At 34.6% G+C, this 16,234-nt stretch carries 14 protein-coding genes; 4 read left to right on the top strand and 10 right to left on the bottom strand.

What is annotated here, in order from left to right:
• Nucleotides 1-11 precede the first annotated feature (11 nt).
• From NBE98_RS14835 to NBE98_RS14810, 6 genes are all read right to left on the bottom strand, one after another.
• On the bottom strand, nt 12-2,417 hold the full coding sequence (locus NBE98_RS14835) for an alpha-mannosidase (protein WP_250815788.1): 2,406 nt from the start codon (nt 2,415-2,417) through the stop codon (nt 12-14).
• Nucleotides 2,418-4,841, bottom strand: a complete 2,424-nt coding sequence (locus tag NBE98_RS14830; RefSeq protein WP_250815787.1) for an alpha-mannosidase — start codon at nt 4,839-4,841, stop codon at nt 2,418-2,420.
• Between the two features lie 41 nt (nt 4,842-4,882).
• On the bottom strand, nt 4,883-5,776 hold the full coding sequence (locus NBE98_RS14825; protein ID WP_250815786.1) for a carbohydrate ABC transporter permease: 894 nt from the start codon (nt 5,774-5,776) through the stop codon (nt 4,883-4,885).
• 3 nt (nt 5,777-5,779) lie between these two features.
• Nucleotides 5,780-6,694, bottom strand: a complete 915-nt coding sequence (locus tag NBE98_RS14820) for a carbohydrate ABC transporter permease (protein WP_250815784.1) — start codon at nt 6,692-6,694, stop codon at nt 5,780-5,782.
• Nucleotides 6,695-6,766: 72 nt separating this feature from the next.
• Nucleotides 6,767-8,095: an ABC transporter substrate-binding protein gene (locus NBE98_RS14815; protein WP_250815783.1), complete on the bottom strand. Its 1,329-nt coding sequence runs from the start codon at nt 8,093-8,095 to the stop codon at nt 6,767-6,769.
• 112 nt (nt 8,096-8,207) lie between these two features.
• On the bottom strand, nt 8,208-9,503 hold the full coding sequence (locus NBE98_RS14810) for an alpha-glucosidase/alpha-galactosidase (protein ID WP_250815782.1): 1,296 nt from the start codon (nt 9,501-9,503) through the stop codon (nt 8,208-8,210).
• Between the two features lie 141 nt (nt 9,504-9,644).
• Between NBE98_RS14810 and NBE98_RS14805 the strand changes: the two genes are divergently transcribed.
• A complete protein-coding gene (locus tag NBE98_RS14805; RefSeq protein WP_250815781.1) occupies nt 9,645-10,478 on the top strand; it encodes an AraC family transcriptional regulator in 834 nt (277 codons plus the stop codon).
• A 186-nt stretch (nt 10,479-10,664) separates the two neighbouring features.
• Here the strand turns inward: NBE98_RS14805 and NBE98_RS14800 are convergent, their stop codons facing one another.
• From NBE98_RS14800 to NBE98_RS14790, 3 genes are all read right to left on the bottom strand, one after another.
• Entirely contained in the window at nt 10,665-12,257 is a 1,593-nt protein-coding gene (locus NBE98_RS14800; RefSeq protein ID WP_250815780.1) for a sensor histidine kinase, read from the bottom strand.
• Nucleotides 12,258-12,413: 156 nt separating this feature from the next.
• The gene (locus NBE98_RS14795) at nt 12,414-13,085 is read right to left on the bottom strand and encodes a DUF421 domain-containing protein (protein WP_250815779.1); all 672 of its coding nucleotides are present in this window, start codon (nt 13,083-13,085) and stop codon (nt 12,414-12,416) included.
• Between the two features lie 30 nt (nt 13,086-13,115).
• Nucleotides 13,116-13,487 carry a DUF4363 family protein gene (locus tag NBE98_RS14790; RefSeq protein ID WP_250815778.1) on the bottom strand — a complete coding sequence of 124 codons (372 nt, stop codon included), beginning with the start codon at nt 13,485-13,487 and terminating at the stop codon, nt 13,116-13,118.
• A gap of 219 nt (nt 13,488-13,706) precedes the next feature.
• Here NBE98_RS14790 and NBE98_RS14785 point away from each other — a divergent pair, with 219 nt between their 5' ends.
• Together NBE98_RS14785 and NBE98_RS14780 are read left to right on the top strand one after the other, a co-directional pair.
• Nucleotides 13,707-14,435, top strand: coding sequence for a DUF421 domain-containing protein (locus NBE98_RS14785; protein WP_250815777.1), 729 nt, complete (start codon nt 13,707-13,709; stop codon nt 14,433-14,435).
• Nucleotides 14,436-14,448: 13 nt separating this feature from the next.
• Entirely contained in the window at nt 14,449-14,814 is a 366-nt protein-coding gene (locus NBE98_RS14780; protein ID WP_250815776.1) for a DUF4363 family protein, read from the top strand.
• A 140-nt stretch (nt 14,815-14,954) separates the two neighbouring features.
• On the opposite strand, the gene NBE98_RS14775 is transcribed toward NBE98_RS14780, so the two are convergent.
• Nucleotides 14,955-15,128, bottom strand: coding sequence for a hypothetical protein (locus NBE98_RS14775; RefSeq protein ID WP_250815775.1), 174 nt, complete (start codon nt 15,126-15,128; stop codon nt 14,955-14,957).
• A 165-nt stretch (nt 15,129-15,293) separates the two neighbouring features.
• Here NBE98_RS14775 and NBE98_RS14770 point away from each other — a divergent pair, with 165 nt between their 5' ends.
• Entirely contained in the window at nt 15,294-16,232 is a 939-nt protein-coding gene (locus tag NBE98_RS14770; RefSeq protein WP_250815774.1) for an SDR family oxidoreductase, read from the top strand.
• Nucleotides 16,233-16,234 lie beyond the last annotated feature (2 nt).

Below are 16,234 nucleotides of genomic sequence, written 5' to 3'. Positions count from 1 at the left end.
TCTTAAAGTTTTTATAGTTCTAACAAGTTAACTTCTTTTATTCTTATATTGTTTGTCCCAATATTGATTTTTATAGTTTTTATTTCACAAGGTCCAAAGGATAGCTCACACTGTTTACCTAAAAAACTTAGTAAGCATTCTGTATTTAATCCTTCTGTTTCATAAAGCCTTACTATAAAGCTTTCATCATCCTCAGACCTTTTAACTACATTAACAATAATATTTTCTTTACTCACACTTATAAAACCCTTGCTTCTTAAGGATATATCTCCTCTGTGAAGATTATCTGCCAAATACTCATAGCTTAAGTTTATCTTGCTTGCCAGCTTTATTGCATCAAAGTTATTCACAGCCTTGCCATGCGCTTTTATTATATAGTTAAATTCAAGTTCGCCTTGGTCAGTATATCTGTTTTCCTTATCCTCATTGATTACATCGCCACTACCTCTTGCAAATACTGAGCTTCTGGAAAGGATCAATTCGTAGTTGTTTCCAAACATTCTATAGCCATATTTTGAATCGTTGGCAACTATAATTCCCTGACCAGTACTTTCTTCAAAAATTCTTGCATAGCTGTGAGCAAAATATTCTTCCCCATTATAGAAAGCTCTATCTTCAAAGCCGTAAGGTATCTCTCCCCTAAATACTGGTCTTTCAACATTTACTGGGATTGACAAGTTTATCAATCTGTTTTTCTCCAGGTTGAACAATCTATTTTTAACCTCTATATAGTCCGCATCCTTGTAAAGATAGTAGTATTGAAGCAGCGTGGATTTTCCATGCTCAAACATAACTCTTAGTATGCTTCTGTTTTCTCCCTCTTCTTCAACCTTTATCTGAACAAGTTTGAATTCACCTAAAAGTTCCTCTGCTTTTCCTTCTGCGCCCCAGGTGTCTCTTTCATCCTTGTAAACCTTGAAGGCTACGTCTCCCTTTAAAGCCTCATAGCCCGTGGATTTATCTATAATGCTCTTTATCTTTCCTGTAGTTTCATCAAAGGTTGCTTTTATAAGGTTGTTTTCCAGCACATAGTTTTCAATTTTCATCATGCTTCCTTCTACAGTGACCTTCTCTTGAAGCATTCTGTACACAGCATAGCCCATTGCCGGAACCTTAGCCTTAAACACTATTCTTCTTCTGCTGTCCTTAGCTATTAGTTCGTGCTTAGTTTCCTGATATAATACCTCTTCTCCATCCGGACTCTTAAGTCTTAAAGGCTTTCTTACCTGCCAATATACATCTGTTGTTACAACTTCTTCAATATCGTAGGAGTTTGGATTAAACAGTATTAATGGGAAGCCTTCGCCTCTTGTGTCGATGCTGTTTGCTATAGCCTGAACACTGTTATTTAGTATTCTTCTGCCTAGAGTTAACGCACCCTTAAACTCTTCTATTGCATCATTTCTTCCTTCCTCTCTTGATGTTCCTGCAAGTATATCGTGGAATTGATTGAAAAGTATAAGTTCCCACATGCTTTCTATAGCTTCAGCAGGATATTTTCTCTTTCCAATTAAAGCACCCAAAGCAGCTAAACGTTCGCTCTTTAGTGCAAGGTTTTCGCTTGCCCTATTAAATTTTTTTATTTCAGAGTCCACAGAGAAGCATCCTGGAAAGATTCTTTGAAGTTCTTTATCATACACAGGCATTTCTTTGCCTTCCAAGTCTTTAAAAAACTCTTCTAATGAGCTGCATTTGATATCTAAATCAGGTCTTTCATCATCGATTTCTCTAATGGACTTAATGTTATCTATAGTAGGTCCTCCACCATGATTTCCTACACCATAGAAGCAAACCATTTTATCTAGATTCTTTTCCTCCATTGATTTTAAGGTAGATTCAAGATTTTTCTCCACACCAACTTTTGTCCAAGCTGTATATTCTCCTTCAAGCCTGCAGCCTGTAACTTCGCTTCCATCCTTAGCCCTCCATTTAAATAGAGGTGAAGGAAGTTCTAAGCATGCGCTGTGCGGTCTCATTACTGCATAAGAGCTTAAGCCACTTTTCTTAAGTATTTGAGGAAGCATCCCGTTATGTCCAAAGCTGTCTACGTTGTAGCCAACGGAAGCTATCTGTCCAAACTTTTCTTTTAAATATCTTTGGGAATATAAACCTTGACGTACAAAAGACTCTCCAGAAGGGATATTGCAATCTGGTTCAATCCACCAGCCTCCAACTATATTCCATCTACCTTCCTTAACTCTTTTAACTATCTCTTCAAACATCTCAGGCAGGTTTTCTTCAATCCACTTATAAAAAATTACTGAGCTTGCATTAAATACAAACTCAGGAAACTCATTCATTCTATCAAGTGCTGAAGCAAAGGTAGACTTAACCTCCTGAAAGCCTTCTCCGGATCTCCAAAGCCAAACGGGGTCTATATGAGAATTGCCTATCATGTAAATTTTTTTATTATCCACTTAGTCTCCTCCAAACTCCAGTAAGTTTAGTTCTTTATATTCATTTTTTGATGCTTTTATAGTTTTTATTTCACAAGGCTTAAATTCTAGTATTAGCTTCTTCTTGCAACAGGCTATAGCAATTTCTGTAGTTGTGGCTATACCATCAGTTTCATACAGTCTTACAACTATGTCCTCATCATCTTCAGCTTGTTTTACTGCAGACAGCATAATATTATCCTTATCTATGAGTATAAAACCAACCTTCTGCTCTTTAAGCCTGCCTAAGTGATTTGTATCTGCAATATAATCTAAATCCACATTAATCAAATTGCTTAGTCTAACCGCTTCATAGTTCTCTATTTTGTTTCCGTGAGGCTTAAATATAAGTGTAAAGTCCTGTTCACCCTGATCCGTATATCTATAGGTATCATTCTCACTGTACCAGCCTTCGCAGGTTCCTTGAGCGTAAATAGCACTTCTTACTAGGGTTAGCTCGCAATTATTATCATTAATGCTATAGGCATACTTAGAGTCGTTAATTATAAGTGTACCTGAATCACTAGCTTTATCATAAGCATTTAACCAGGTATGCATAAATTCTTCACTGCCGTTTATAGCTTGTCTATCAATAAAGCTGTATGGAATTTCTGCTCGTGTCATCAAATTACTTATATTTAAAGGCAGGCTCATCTTAAGTAGCTTATGCTTTTCATTCCATACTAAATGGTTTTTAACTGCGACATAATCGCAATCTTTGTAGAGTATATAATGCTGTTCTAGTGTAGAGGTTCCATAGTTATAGATAGCTCTTATAACACTTCTATGAACGCCTGTTTCAATTTTTCTTATATCGCTAAGTTTAAAATCTTCTCCGAGATAATGAAATTGACTATTGTCTCCATGTCCCCATGTATCTCTTGTATCTTTATAAATTTTATGGCTTATTTGATTTGTAAGAGCTTCATACTGATTCTTTTTGTCTATAAGACTACATAAAAGACCAGTGTCTTTATTAAATCTTAAAGCTATAAACTTATTTTCTAAAGTAAAATTATCTACTTCATCAGAGATTTTCGAAATCAATCTTGGATTTTCTTCAATTAATCTATATATACTAAATCCCATAGGAGGTATATCAGCCTTGAAGATTATCCTTCTTCTTCCCCCAATGTTTCTGTTTATCATAGTACAGGAAGTTTTAATTCTTTGGTATTCCACTTCACTTCCAGCTGTATCTATAATTGTTAATGGCGCCTTACAAAACCAATTTAACTCTACTTCCACGTACTGATCTTTCAACTCATATCCATTTGTATTAAATAATATTAAAGGAAACCCCTTTCCTCGAGTGTCTATTTCATTCACGAAATTTTGTATTGAAACAGTTCTTATAAAGTTTGCTTTAGAGATTACTGCTCCAAACTGCATAACCGCCTCGTCTCTTGCTTCCTTAATAGCCGTGCCAGCAAGTGTGTCATGAAACTGGTTAAAATTAATGATTTCCCATATTTTTTCAAAGTCTTTATTTAAACTTTCATATATTCCTCCAATTAGCTTTGGAAGAACAGCTATTTTTTCAGCTCTTACTGCTGCTGTTTCCGACTTTCTATTTAAAGATTTAATCTCAGAATCTACGGAATAGCAGCCAACATTAATTCTTCTTGTCTCACCCTCAAACTCCTGAAGCTTATATTTTCTTATATTATTAAAAAAGCTTTTTAGATTAGAAAATTCAAGCTCAACTTCCTCGTATTCTTTCATAAGTTCTCTAATGCTTTCAATATTAGCTTTCGTTGGTCCTCCTCCATGGTTACCGACTCCATAAAAACATACCATTTCACGAAAACTTCCCATATTGTTTAAGGTGTGTTCTATGTTGTTAACTGTTTGCTCCCTAAACCAAGTAGTATATTCTCCTGGAAGCCTACATGTAACAACACTGCTTCCATCCTTACTAATCCAGTTAAACACAGGCTCCATTTCCTTATCTCCTGGTCTCATAAAGATATAACTATCTATACCACTTTTCTTAAGCAGCTGAGGGAGATTAGAATTATGACCGAAGCTATCTATATTAAACCCAACTTTAGCAATCCTTCCAAATTTCTCTTTTAGATATCTTTGAGAATAAAGTCCTTGTCTAACAAATGCTTCTCCGCTAGGAAGGTTGCAGTCTGGTTCTACAAACCAGCCCCCTACTATCTCCCATTTTTCACTATCAACTGCTTTTTTTATTTTTTCAGACATATTCGGCAGTATTTTTTCAATCCACTTATAAAAAGCAACCGAGCTTGAGGTAAATTTAAATTCCTCGTACTCATTCATTCTATCAAGAGCAGAAGCAAAGGTTGCTTTTACTTCTTGAAGACCCTCTTCATATCTCCAAAACCATACTGGATCTATATGAGAGTTGCCTATCATATAGAGCTTTCTTTTATTCAACTTGCTGTACCTCCATTTTGCCCATAGGAGCCTGATTCAGGTTATCCCTTAATACCTGACATTGATACTCCTTCGATGAAGTAGTTTTGTAATGTGAAGAATATGATTACTACTGGCAGCAATACTATAAGTGATGCAGCCATAAACATTTGCCACTCCATACCATTAGAGCTTTGGAAAGTTCTAAGTCCCATTTGAAGTGTATACATTTTTTCTTTTGTTAAATAAAGCAATGGCCCCATAAAGTCATTCCATTTGCCGTTAAATTCAAATATAGCTATAGCTGTTAAGACAGGCTTGCATAATGGAAGAATAATTCTTGAGTAAATCATGAATTCATTAGCCCCTTCTATCTTAGCTGCTTCTGAATAATCGTTTGGTATTCCCATTAGGAACTGTCTTATTAAAAACACATTAAATGCACCTGCGAAAAATGGAGGAATTATTAAAGGTAAAAATGTTCCTATCCACTTCAACTTAGCAAATAATATATAAGTTGGAATCATAGTAACTGATCCTGGTATCATCATTGTTGCAAGAAGCATTGCAAATAGAACTTTTTTGCCTTTAAAGTCAATCTTTGCAAAACCATAAGCAACAAGCGAGTTAGATATAAGAGCTCCAATAACACCCATTCCTGTTATGAATAAGGTATTTTTTAAATAGATTGTAAACGGCGCTGATTTCCATGCTCTAGGGAAGTTGTTCCACACCCAATCCTGTGGGATAAGAGAACTGTTTATAAATAATTCTCTATCTGACTTTAATGCAGTTGAAATCATCCAAACGAGAGGGAGCATTATAAATGCAGCTCCTGCTATCAAAATAATAAACACTATTATCTTTCCAATCAGCTCCATCCTGCTCTTGCTTTTATATTTAACTTCGTCTGAAGCAGAGTTCATCTTTTCTTGTCTATTCTTATTTTCTTTCATGAATTACTCTCCCCCTTCGTAGTGTACCCATTTCTTAGAAGCATACATTTGTATTCCTGTAAATATCAAGACTATTACAAATAATACCCATGCAAGTGCTGACGCATATCCCATTTGAAGTTCGAGAAAGGCTTTATTATATAGATATAAGTTATAGAACAATGTGGAGTTAGCCGGTCCTCCAGTACCACCAGATATAATAAATGGTCCGTCAAATATTTGGAAAGCTCCATTTATACCTGTTATCATTACAAATAGTATTGTTGGTGATATCATTGGAACTGTAATATGCCAAAATCTCTTAAAGCCTGTGGCCCCATCAATTTCAGCTGCTTCATACAAAGTTCTAGGCACGTCCTGAAGCGCAGCAAGAAATATAATCATGCTTCCACCTACTCCCCAAAGCCTCATTATGATAAGTGCTGGTTTTGCCCAAGCAGGGTCTTGGAACCATGATGGTCCTGCAATTCCAAACAAACTTAAAAGCGTGTTAGCTAATCCACCGCTTGGATTGAATATCCACATCCAAAGTAAGGTAACAGCAACACCAGATAATACTGATGGAAGATAGTAAATAGTTCTAAAAACTTTTACCCCCCAAACCTTTGAGTTTAGTAGAAGTGCTAAACATAAAGCAAGAATAATTGCAAATGGTACGCTAAATACTACATAATAGGCAGTATTTTTTAATGCTATTAAAAAATACTCATCATGTGTAAATATGTTAATATAGTTTTTAAGACCAATCCATTTTTGTATAGATGTTATATCATAAAAAGTGAAACCGGAATATAGGGAAAAAGCCATTGGGTAAAATGTAAATATTAAAAATCCTATAATCCATGGTGAAATAAATAAATAGCCTTTAAGTGTTTCTTTAATTTCTCTTTTAGTAGTTTTATACTTAGGTTTTCCCATAAAGACAAGCCTCCTTAAAAATTTGGCTGACGAGAGTTTCGTCAGCCATATATTCTTCTTATTAAACCTTCGTTATTTAGCTAAGGCTTGATTATCCTTTATCATCTTTTCAACTTCTGCTTGCGCTTTATCTAAAGCATCCTTAGGCTGAGCAGTTCCTGCTTTTAGAACATTATCTACAGCAGTTCCTACTGGCCCCCCGGCATTTGGGGCTGTAGGTATTCTTCTAATAACGTTAGTATATTTCATATTGTCTATAACTGCTTGCCATGCTGGATTTTTCTTAAGGTCAGCGTTTTCATTAGCATTCTTGTTAATCATAACGTCAGCTTGCTCTAAAGCCCATTTAGTTGTTGCCCAGTCATCAGTCATGAATTTTGCATATTCTGCTCCCCATCTTGGGTTAGCTGCTCCCTTAGGTACTACTACAACGAATCCACCACCAACTGAACCAGTTGTCTTTCCTGAAGGCCCTACTGGCATTGGTACTGCTCCATATTCCATATCAGGTGCATATTTCTTTAATGTAGCAATATAGTTACATACATTACCATATACTGCGACTTTTCCAGATATAAATGGATCGTTAGCTCCACTACCTACATTCATGTATTCTGTCCAAGTCTTAGTACCGTATCTTTCTTTCCACTTTAACATCCAATCTAATGCTTCAACGTTTTGAGGTGTATTTATTGTTGGCTTTGTTGGATTCATAAAATCATCAACAGTTTTTCCACCATTTGAAAGAGCAATTGTATCAAATCCGAAGTTACCTATCATTGGATGGAATGTTAATCTAGTATATTTGTCTCCGTCTTTCTTATCAAGCTTATCAGCTACCTTTAGGAATTCATCCCAAGTCTTAGGGAATTCAGTTACACCAGCTTCTTTAAATAGCTTCTTATTGTAGAATAATAATCTTGTATCTGTATTATATGGAAGAGCATATATCTTTCCATTGTATGTAACAGTATTCCAAAGATTATCATAGTATTTATTTTTAATATCAGCTGGTAAATAAGGAGTTAAATCCTCGAGCTGGTTTCTTGAAGCCATAACAGCTACAGCTTCAATTGGCTGAACTACTGCATCTGGAGGATTTCCTGCTGCTATTGCTGCAGTTAACTTCTTATCCATATCTCCAAAAGGTACGAAAGTTCCTTCAACACTTAAGTTCTTGTCTTTGTATAGCTTATTGAACTCATCAAGCATACCAGTTATAGTAGGCTTTCTTTGTTCTGAACCCCAGTGATGCCATAATTGAACTGTTACAGGTTTTGAAGGCTTATCAGCTTGTGCATCAGTATTAGACTTCGCAGCTTCTTTATTGCCGCAACCAGCTAGTACACCTGATACTACAGCCGCTGAAAGAATCATTGCAATTATTTTCCTAGTTTTCATTTTAGTTCCCCCTTTAATGATTTTTATTTTTTATTATAATTAAATAATAAATTCATTTGATAGTACAAAACATTATTAGAGACGAAAGTAGTATAAACTCACATTTCACTACTTATTCATATTTTGGAAGATAAGTCCCATGAGCTTCTATTAACTCATCGCATAAGCTTATTATATCATCTATGGATAACTCAGCTGCTGTATGAGGATCTAGCATGGCTGCATGATAAATATGCTCCTTCTTTTTAGTTAGTGCTGCTTCTATAGTTAACAGCTGCATATTAATATTAGTTCTATTCAAAGCTGCCAGCTGCTCTGGAAGATCACCAACATAACATGGAGTGATTCCACTTCTATCAACCAAACATGGTACTTCAACAACTGCCTTCTGCGGAAGGTTTGTTATAAGTCCTGTGTTCATTACATTGCCATGAATTCTAAAAGGTTTATCTGTTTCCATAGCTTCTAGTATATAGGAAGCATACTCTTGACTTCTTTCATGTTCTAGATTCTTGTTATTTAGAAGTTCATGTCCAATTACATTCCATCTTTCAATTTGCTCTTCACACATTCTTATATAATCATCTAAAGCGATATTGTATTTTCCTATTAGTTCTGGATACTTAGATTTTATAAAATATGGAGTATATTCAGATAGGTGGTTGCTGGATTCTGTTACATAATATCCAAAATGCTTCATTATCTCATATCTAACCATATTTCCGTGAGGGATAGGTCTTTCAGCTGCTTTTTTCTTAATCTCAGGATACAGATCCTTACCATCCTTTGTTACTTCCAAGAGCCATGCCATATGGTTTATACCAGCTATTTTCCACTGAACCCCCTCTGGATCCATACCCAATGGCTTAAACAAATCCTTTACACAAACCTGTACACTGTGGCATAAGCCAACTGTTTTAATCGAGCTTCCTCTTAAAAGAGCTCCAGTTATAATGGCCATTGGATTTGAATAATTTATAAGTAACGCCTCCGGACAAAGTTCCTCCATCTCTTTTGCAAGATCAAGTATTACTGGTATAGTTCTTAAACCTCTAAATATTCCACCTATACCTGCTGTATCAGCAATTGTTTGTCTTAGCCCATATTTTTTAGGTATTTCAAAGTCTATTACTGTTGAAGGTTTATAACCGCCAATCTGTACAGCATTTATTACATAATTAGCTCTTTCTAAAGCCTTTTTTCTATCAGTAAAAACTTTTATAGTAGCTTGTCCGCCATATCTTTTATTAATATTATTCAATATGGCTTCAGATTCTTTTAACCTTTGCAGATTTATGTCATAAAGTGCAATCTCAGAATTTTTCAACGAGTCTGTTAGTATGCAGTCTCCTAACACATTTTTAGCAAATATGGTACTTCCTGCTCCAATAAAAACTATCTTTGGCATTTTCTCCTCCTTGATAAGGACTTAAGAAACAATGTAAACGTAATACTTATATTTATATTTTACTTTTTTAATATTTTTTATAAATAGAAATTTGTTACTTAAATATGGTATAATGTTAGATGGAAGGAGGAATGTATAAAAATGTCTATTTCTGGTTTTGTAAACTCAAAGCGAGATAATATTGATTTGGTTTTATATACATGCGGTAAGGAAACCTGCAAACCTCGTCACTCATATGGTCCAGCTGTAAGGGATCACTTTTTAATCCATTATATTATTGATGGTGAAGGAAGCTATTACGTAGATGGCAAAACCTATAAGCTAACTAAAAATCAGGCGTTTGTCATTTTTCCTAATGTCTTAACCTATTATGAAGCAGATGAGTCTACCCCTTGGTACTATAATTGGGTTGGCTTTTCAGGCTTTAAGGCTGAAAATTATCTAAAACAAGCTAATATATCCAGAAATAATCCCATATTTACATATAAAAGAGGCGATTTAATAGAAAAGTATGTTGATGAGATGATTCAATACCAAACTCCTACTGAGGAAAATGAACTTAAATTACATGGACTGCTTTTTTTGTATTTATCTGAATTGGTTGGAAATGCTGATAAACATACTATTTCAGAAAACAGTCAAAAGGATATTTATATAAAAAAATGTATTGAATACATTGAAAAAAATTTTTCTCACAATATTAGTGTTACAAACTTAGCAGAATACATCGGATTGAACAGAAGCTATTTAAGCTCCATATTTAAAAGTTATCTAAATATGTCACCCCAGGAGTTTTTGATTAAATACAGAATGGATAAAGCAACTGAATTTATGTCTACACCTTCATTATCCATAAGTGAAATCTCCCGTTCAGTAGGCTATGAAGATCCTCTTGCCTTTTCCAAAATTTTTAAGAAAATTAAAGGTTCTTCTCCGAAAGAATACAGAGAGATTATGAAAGAGCGGTTAAACTAATTGATTTTAATGCCCTCTAGCAGAGAAAAAGTCAACAAGTTATATATGCCAATACTTGCGTATATAACTTGTTAACTTTTTATTTAGTTATAGTTATCTTATGTATTAACAGTAAATTATGGCCAAACATGTTTTACTCTTAATAATTATTTATTTTCGCTAATCAATATCTTTCCAGTTCTCATGCTATAAATAAATATCGGAAAACTCTACATTGGTAACTTGAACCAAACGATTATCCATTAAATCTGCACTTTCCATTTCATTCTCTTTCTCATCTATAATTTCATCTGGCAGCAAAATTGAAAAGGTACTTCCTTTATTCACTGTACTCTTCACAGATATGCTGCCGTCTAACGCCTCAATAAATCTCTTAACTAGTGATAAACCTATGCCCGTTCCTTCTGCTTGCCTTGATAAAGAGCTGTCAACCTGTCCAAACCTTTCAAATATAACTTTCATCTTGTCTTTAGGTATCCCAATGCCTTCATCCTTTACTTCAATACAAATACTCTTTTTCTTGGAAGCAAGACTTACAGTTATACTTTTACCCTTTGGCGTAAATTTAATAGCATTTGAGAGTAGATTTAAAAGAATTCTTTCGTATTTTTCATCGTCAATGCCTATAACCTTCCTGTGGATTTTAGAGATAAAAGTTACCTCTACCCCCTTTTGAGAAGCATAAGCTTGTACAGATTCTGTAATAGCTTTAGATATAAAAACTATATCTAGGTTCTTTTTATTAATTTTAATTCTACCTGCGTTTGCTCTTGTAATATCAAGAAGATTATTAACCAGCCTCAATTGTCTGAAGGTATTAAGCCTAATCATATCTACATACTTTTTAGTCCTTTCAGACAATTCATTTATACAAAAATAATTAATAGCTTGGATAGCAGTATTAATAACATTAAGTGGTGTCCTAAACTCATGTGTTATTAGTGACAAGAATTCGTCTTTCATCTCTAAAGCCTTTTCAAGGGCTATATTTTTTTCATATTCTGCACTAAGAAGTTCTTCCTTTTGCTGTTTTATCTCTTCTGCCTGCAGCTTAAGACGCTCATTTTGCTCTTTTATTACTCTCGCCTGTTCTTCTACTGTCTTTCTATATAATACCTGCTCTGTTATATCCTCAGTCATTTCAATGCAATACTTTAATTTTCCATTCTCACATATAGGAGTAAGAGTCGTCTTCCAATAAGTAATGCCTCTTTCAAATCTATCATATACATACTCATCTATTTTATGAGTTTTTCCAGTCTCAACGATAGTCTGCCATATCTTTTCAGAAGTGCTTCCCTTAAAACCAGTTACAAAATCACTAACTCGCCTTCCTATACAATTCTCTTTCTTATTAAATGGCTTGTCAAAAAAGCTTGCAAAAGTTTCATTAGCCTTTAAAAGAATCATATCTGGAAGGCTAAATACAGCAATACCATAATAGTTATCTAAGCACAGCTTGCTCATCAATGGAAATTTAGCATCAAGATTAAAATTAGGCTTCTCTTCAAAAACAAAACACTTAATTTGAGCCTCTTCTACTAGCTTAATGTTAACTCTCCTAACTTCAAGTAACTTTGTAAATAGGAAATAATCGATATTTTCATCGATATCATTAGTATTTACATCGGGACCAATCCTCAGTATTTTAAATATGCTATCTATATTCTGATTTAATAGCTCGTCAAAAGAAAACCCTGTTAAATCAATAAATTGTTGACTTATCTTAATTACCAAGCCATCTCTTACTAATAAGTAAGGTGATTTATCTGAACCCATTGGTAAAGCTTCATCATTTATGATGGTTCCCCCATAATTTCTGATAACTTAAATTTGTAGGTATTTATAAAATGATTTTATCATCTAATTTTACTTAATTCCACATATTTCTATAATATCACAACTAGCAATATGAAAAACTTGTCATAATAATAATTACTTTTTTAAAATACGTAAATTCCAAGAAGGATCTAGTTCTGCTAAAGCTACTTCATTTTTATAATCTTGGTAGCCTTGTTTCTTGAGTTCTTCCAAAAGCCAAGTTTCATCTTTACCTAAATGCTTTAAATTAGCATAGGCTATACTACCATCGAAAACTAAAGGTAATGTAATGCGTTCATTTTGAGTTTTTATATTTAAATCTTTTAAGGTTGCAGGCTTATTCTCAGCCTTAGGAAACACCGATAAATTTCCCTGAGGTTCAAAAATCGCAGTTTGTACATCGGAGACCTTATCATAGCCCTGCTGTCTTAAAAGACCTTCAAGTTGATTTAAGCTTAGGCTTAGCTTTTTCAAAGCTTTCATATTTAACTGTCCATTCTCAATAATCCTAGTGGCAGTATGTTCGAAAAACATTGTAAATCTATTTATAACCGCTAGACGAGCAGCTAAAACTATTAGAAGAACCAAAAGACCTACTCCATATACTGATTTCACTACCACCTTATCAACTAGTGGTTCTGATGCCACATTAGCCAAGATCATTAGGCCGGCTATATCATAAGCAGTCATTTCTGCCATAGCCTTTTTAGTCAGTATTCTTGTAGCTAAGTATGTAAAAAAGTAAACTAAAAATATCCTTACAGAATAGCTTAAAATAATATACATAAGAGAGCTCCTCCTATAAGCTTATAACAGTTATGGTCCTGAGAATGGTTTTATGACTAAATCTATAGCCTCTCTAAGTGCACCTACATATTCTAATGCACTATCTTGCTTATGCTTTACAGAAGTCTCCAGTTGTCCAATATTTTGCTCAAAGACAGTGAACGCTTCAGTTGCGTTGTTCATTTGAATGAAGATTCTATTTCTCCTGAAATTTTCTTTAAATCTAGAAGCATTCTCTTTTGCCTGAACCCAATCCTTCTTATCAATACTCTCTTCAATCTGGTTTAGCTGCTGTTTCATGGATTTAATTGGAAAGTAACTCTGAAACAAACTCCATATTCCTAAAAAGGCTACCACCCAAACAATTGCAATCTTAAACCTAGTATCATATCTATCAAACATTTATCTCCCCTCCAAAGGTACAGTTTATTAACAAAAAAAATTGACAAAATCCTTTTATTAATCTTAGTATCACAAATTTAAACTTGTTTATGTATTAGCATTAGCTAAAATTGCTTATGTCAAGGTAACAAGCCTATAGAATAAAGTTTCTTGGTTGATGAATAATAGAATTATAAAATAATATTATGAACAGCTATTAAAATATAGGGGGTAGTTCTTTTGAGTGAAGGTTTAGTTGTATTAGTACGTTCTATAATCGGCTTCTTCAGTCTGCTTATCTTTGCAAAGCTTCTCGGAAAAGAACAAATAAGCCAATTAACATTTTTTGATTATGTACTTGGTATTACAATTGGATCTATTGCTGCCACTTTAACTACGGATTTGTCCAGTAGGGCTTGGCCTCACTTTGTTGGATTATTAGGATGGTGTGTGCTGGGTTACTTAATGGAGTACATTACTATGAAATGGAGATATGCTGCAAAATATATAGAGGGTGAACCAACCATAGTTATTATGAATGGCAAAATAATGGAGAGCACACTAAAGAAGACAAAATACAGAGCTTCTGATGTTATGGAACTGCTTCGCAACAAGGATATCTTTGATTTGACACAGGTTGATTTTGCTATAATTGAACCTAATGGTCAGCTTTCTGTGCTTAGAAAGCCAGAGTATGAACCGTTAACAGCAATGGATATAAGTATAAAAAAGAACTCCTCAGGCATCAGCACAGAGCTTATATACGATGGCATACTTTTTGAAGAAAATCTTAGACAGCTCAATAAAGATAGAAAGTGGCTTTTAAATCAACTAAAAACTCATGGAATCAAAGATATATCAGAGGTTTTTCTAGCTACTTTAAACCCTGCAGGTTCTCTTTATATAGACAAATATGAGGATCATATAAAGAAGGTAACTGATATAGGCGACTATGATGGACCATACTAAGGAGTGTAACTTAATGAGGAAATTTATTATTAGAGCAATACCAATAGCTGCACTTATTATTTTTGTACTTATAATGATAAGTGCTAACTTTCTAAAGAAGCCCTTAGGGAAAGATGACGATATTCCTAATTCTATTCAGCTTATCTTAAAAGATGTCGGAAATGAGAACTGGGATGAAGCGAGTAAGAAAACTGATCAACTTGAAAAGGCTTGGAAAAAGATAGTTAAAAGAGTTCAGTTTAGTGCTGAAAGAGACGAACTTAATGACTTTGATATAAATCTTGCAAGACTTAGAGGAGCGATTATGGTAAAGGATAAATCAAATGCTTCTTTGGAACTCAATGAAGCTTATGAGCATTGGGATAATATCGGAAGATGAAATGTAAAAAATTCAAAAAGGAAGCAACTATAAGTGCTTCCTTTTTAATGCAGCTATATAACTATAATCCAAAATCAGCAGTGGTGCTCATCTTATTAATACATAAAAAAAATATACACTGTATTACACTGAGAGTTTAACTAAATAATAGGATAGTTTCTCTCACAGCGTGGATTGCAGTAATAAGGCGGTCTTAATCCAATCTTGGGCAGTTTAAAGGGATGAGTGTTTGGGGTATATAAAACTTCAACTTTTTCTTTAGATTGATTCACTAACAGGAGTCTTACTCCTGGACAAGATTTACTTTTTGACATAATACAGCCTCCTTAGAAAATTTATTTCTACATACTTTTTAGTTTATTCAATTCCACATTATCAAGTGCACTAACAAAGCAATGTTTTTCTACAGAAAAACATTCACACTCTTGCGGCGGGTTACATAAAATGATTTAGTAAAGCATATATGGTGGAGGTCTTCCATGCATAAGGATGATATATCATTTCGAAAAGAATCAAAAAATAATGGGTATCCTATGTACCCTAACTACGGGAAGATAACCCGTTACGAAGAGGTACCTATTACAGTACCCGAGCAGCGTCAGCTCCGTCAGCCTGGCTTAGAAAGCTTGATGATTCCAAGGCCAATCGTTGAAAACCCAAACTATAAGGGAAGCGGAAAATTAGAAGGTAAAGTAGCCCTAATAACAGGTGGAGATAGCGGAATTGGTGCTGCAGTATCAATTGCCTTCGCTAAAGAAGGAGCAGATGTTGCAATTGCCTATTTAGACGAGCATGAGGATGCAAATCGTACAAAATCAAGAATTGAAGAACTTGGTCAACGCTGTTTGCTGCTGCCGGGTGACCTGAGAGAAAAGCAGCAATGCATCAATATTGTTGAGAAAACAATCAAAACTTTTGGCAAGCTAGATATTCTGTGCAATCACGTTGGAATCCAGTTTCAACAGCTTAGCCTGCTTGATATTAGCGACGAACAGTTTGATGATACCTTCAAAGTAAACATATACTCTCACTTCTATACAACCAGAGCAGCCCTCCCCTATCTAAAAGCAGGAAGTACTATAATAAATACGGCTTCGGTTGTAGCCTATGAGGGCAACGAACAATTAATCGACTATACTGCCAGTAAAGCAGCCAATGTTGGGTTTACAAGAGCACTAGCAAACAACCTTATAAGCAAAGGCATACGTGTCAATGCAGTTGCACCTGGAAGGGTATGGACTCCCCTGATTCCAGCAAGCTTTTCACCAGATGAAGTTACTCAGGTCAATAACCCTATGAAGCGCCAGGCACAGCCCTTTGAGCTTGCTCCTGCCTACGTTTTTCTTGCATCTGATGATTCACGCTTCGTAGTTGGTCAGACAATACATGTAAATGGCGGAGAAATAACTTCATCTTGATA

Origin of the sequence: Clostridium swellfunianum, assembly GCF_023656515.1 — a bacterium.
GTDB lineage: Bacteria > Bacillota > Clostridia > Clostridiales > Clostridiaceae > Clostridium_AT > Clostridium_AT swellfunianum.
Note: the sequence above shows the minus strand (reverse complement) of the source record. Positions and strands in the feature narration are given on the sequence as shown.